1 protein-coding gene is annotated in these 3,050 nt (G+C 37.9%); it reads right to left on the bottom strand.

The window, feature by feature from the left end; translation table 11 throughout:
* Nucleotides 1–136 precede the first annotated feature (136 nt).
* Nucleotides 137–1,582: a replication initiation protein gene (locus IKN49_06050; GenBank protein ID MBR3632600.1), complete on the bottom strand. Its 1,446-nt coding sequence runs from the start codon at nt 1,580–1,582 to the stop codon at nt 137–139.
* Nucleotides 1,583–3,050: the final 1,468 nt, after the last annotated feature.

Raw genomic sequence — 3,050 nt, 5'->3', positions numbered from 1 at the left:
ATCAGGGCACAGACCAACAAAATGATATATCTTTTAACCATAAACCTAAATTTTATCAAAACCATACGGCAAATATAACCGTTTTTTCGGAAACATCCAAATATTTTTAATTATTTTTTGGGATTTTTCCCAAATTTTACATATTAACGTAGCCTATACCGTACTTTCTAAACACATTATCTACTGAAGAAAATGACTGCCTATACGATGAAAACATAACCTCCATCTGAAGATCCTGAACCATGGAGACCAATTCCTTACCTGATAGTTTCCTCGCCTGCTTACGAAGTATAGATTTCATCTCGAAATTTATATCCTTGCAATTATCCAGTATGTTTTCAACGGTTCTTAAGGCACTGCGTTCCCTCTCCTCCATACTGTCATGAGAAACATAACCTTCTTCGAAACTTAACGCCTTATGAATAACAAATGCCCATTTTGTTACTTTCTTCAGCTTATATTTCCAATCGGCCTTCTCTTTTTCAACATCCGAAAAACTGAAATATACATCCACCTCCCCTTTCTCGGCCAGATCCTTCAGTTCCTTTTCGGCAACCAACAAAACATATTTTTTAAAATCCTTTGGATTCTCATACTTGTCCTTACAGTTCAACATGGTTCGAAGTACCTCATCATCCACATAAACGAATTGCGAATCCATATTACGGTATTGGTTACAGAACTCGTACATCCTCATTGTTGCATAACGCTTGATGGAATTGATACTCTTGAGAGAAATCATTGTATAGTTCTGTGATATAGCAATCTTATTAATCAGTGCTGTTATCTCCGGTGTAAAACGAACAAGAAGCTCTTTGTTGTCAGGAATCACCTTGAGGGACGAAAACATATTATAAACACCCCATGTGCCATCATACTGGATAATCATCGAAGTCTTTTCCGTCAATTCCTTTAATGAAGCTTTGAGTAATGTCTGATTACTACCGCATCCACATTTAACCAGTTCCTGTGCTGTTATCGTTATGTATGACTCACCAAAAAGATCTGTCTCCGCCTTATACTGAAACTTGAAAATGAAATAGTTCAGCATCTTCTTCTGAACCACAGATAAGTTATCACTGAATCCGGCTTTAGTCAGAAGATTGTTTTGTGCATACCTGTTTCTTTTTAATATCGAATCGAGGCCTATCAGCTTCTTTTCTTTAATCATCATTTCCGCCTTCTTGGCGACATCCTCACTTCGAAGTCTTTTTACATATGCGGACAGTAGTGTCCTCATACGAGGATAATACTCATCCATTTTCTTAGGAACAATTTGGATCTTATATTCTAGATGCCCGTTGATTTCCTTAAAATATGAAAAAACGTAGTGAAATATGCTTTCTAAATGATCTTCAAAAAACTGATAAGATTCATTGTCATATGCGAAAGCAATGACGTGAGTCTTTCCATCCGGGTGTACTTTTTTTTCAATGAAAATTATTCGTTTTGAAAGATAATCCAAATACGTTTCCGCATCGTCAGAGGCGAAGTCCACCTTATCAAGCAGACAAAAATTTATTTTCAGAGCTTCCTTCATGGGCTCTGGAAAATAATCCAACTCCTCTTCCAATGTCTTCATTAAATCATATTTTGTTTTTGCAAAAATATAAATATCTCTAAATAAATAGACAAAAATGAAAATCTTTTTTTAAAAACTTTCCCACGTATTTATGAAACACACCTTACTCTTCAATTTTTCACATACCTGAAATGATAAATATCAATGCAGATACAAGAGTGATTTATCACCATGTGGTTTCACTCCCCTACTCTCCCCCTCCCTAAATTTCCAAAATTTTTAATGGACGACATCTGACATCCAGATGGCAGCATGTCGATCTTTCATTTCAACGTCATCACATTTTCAACTCTCCCCCTCCCTAAAAATCCAAAATCATAATCGCCCATGTTTGGCATCCGGATCCGGAAGTGGCAGCATGTGATCTTTCGTCCCGATAACATCAAAAATCCAACTCTCCCCCTCCCTAACTCCCCGCCCCCACCCCCAATCATTGAAAATGATTGTATTAAAATCTGTCCTCACAACGAATTAATTTTTGTCCTCATTTCCGAGGAGATCGGACCACCAAAGCATTTAAAATGTTTCCCCGTTTTTTATATCATATCTGTATATCAGTGATTTACATATTAAAATCTTTCCCTGTTTTCGGCGGACAAACACGCAGGCGGCCGTGAAAAAGTGTCCTCATTTCCTATTAATTTTTGTCCTCACTTTTCAGCCGGAACGGACCTTCATGGCCTTTAAAATGTTTCCACGTTTTTTATAAAACATCTATGTATCAACGCATTACGTTGTTAAATTTCTTCCACGGACAGCGATGGACAAGCACGGCGAAGCCGTTAAATTTTGTCCTCATTTCGTATTAAAAATTGTCCTCATTTCCCAGCAAAACAGGGCTCCAGAGCATTTAAAATGTTTCCCTCGTTTTTATAAAACATCTAAATATCAACGTGTTACGTTGTTAAAATCTTTCCCTGTTTTCGGCGGACAAGCACGCAGGCGGCCGTGAAAAAGTGTCCTCATTTCCTATTAATTTTTGTCCTCATTTTTCAGCAAAACAGAACCATGGAGCCATTAAAAAGTTTCCACGAAAATTATAATATATCTATATATCAACGCATTACGTTGTTAAATTTCTTCCACGGAAGGCGATGGACAACCACGGCGAAGCCGTTAAATTTTGTCCTCATTTCGTATTAAAAAGTGTCCTCACTTCCCAGCAAAACAGGGCTCCAGAGCATTTAAAAAGTTTCCCCGTTTTTCGTTACACTTCTGTGTGTCAGTGCGTTACGCATTTAAAAAGTTTCCCCCTTTTTGAAACAGCGGTCGTCAATTCCTGTCCCCATCCCTGACGAAGCCTCACCGACAAATCATTTAAAAAGTTTCCCCGTTTTTCGTTACACTTCTGTGTGTCAATGCGTTACGCATTTAAAAAGTTTCCCCCTTTTTGAAACAGCGGTCGTCAATTCCTGTCCCCATCCCTGACGAAGCCTCACCGACAAATCATTTAAAAAGTTTCCCCGTT

Source organism: Elusimicrobiaceae bacterium, assembly GCA_017528825.1.
Classification (GTDB): Bacteria; Elusimicrobiota; Elusimicrobia; order Elusimicrobiales; family Elusimicrobiaceae; genus Avelusimicrobium.
The sequence above is the reverse complement of the archived record's forward strand: the minus strand, read 5'-3'. Positions and strand labels throughout refer to the sequence as shown.

Bases quoted from the DNA above. Each gene is read 5' to 3' on its own strand.
- IKN49_06050 (MBR3632600.1), bottom strand. From the start codon at position 1,582: ATGAAGACATTGGAAGAGGAGTTGGATTATTTTCCAGAGCCCATGAAG.